This is a genomic window from Methylobacterium sp. WL116 (assembly GCF_008039455.1).
In the GTDB taxonomy this organism is placed as follows: domain Bacteria; phylum Pseudomonadota; class Alphaproteobacteria; order Rhizobiales; family Beijerinckiaceae; genus Methylobacterium.
On record NZ_VRUV01001080.1, the window covers coordinates 1 to 588 of the forward strand.

1 pseudogene is annotated in these 588 nt (G+C 76.2%); it reads right to left on the reverse strand.

The features are described from left to right. Positions 1 to 588: pseudogene (locus FV223_RS31090) on the reverse strand (glycosyl transferase family 1); the annotation flags it as partial.

A 588-nucleotide genomic window follows, 5' to 3' on the forward strand; every position in this document is an offset into this window, starting at 1 on the left:
GGCGGCGCGAGCGCCAGGGCGCGCGACGCCGTCCAGGCCGAGTTGGCGAGCAGGATCGGACCGTCCCGCCGGGCGAGCACCGCACGCTTGCCGTCCTGCGCGCCGGCGATGCGATGCCGGCCGAGCTGCGGATACTCGTCCGGCGTCGGGCAGGCGGCGTCGCAGCCGATGGTCTCGATCCGGGCACAGCCGCGGGGGTGGGCGCAGCGGCCGGTCAGCGGGAACAGGTCGTGCAGGACGAGCGCGACGGGCCGCTCGGCAGCGAGGCGCCCGGCGATGGCGAGGCTCCGGGTGGCGCCGTGCAGGTTTCCGGCGAGCACGAGGTCGTGGTCGCCGGCACGGATCGCGGCTTCGGCGACGGGAAACGCATCGGTCCATTCCGCCGCGGCGGGCGGCGATTCGTCCGCGAGCACGAACTCCGCGACGCGGTGCCCGGCGAGCCGCAGCGCCTCGCCGATGCGCCGATGCGCGATCCCGGCACCGCCGGCATGCCCCGTGCCGGTGAGCGAGGCGATCGAGAGGGAAGCGGCACCACTCTTCCCTCCCCCCTTGGCGGGGGAGGGTACCCTGCGGAGCAGGGGGGGAGAG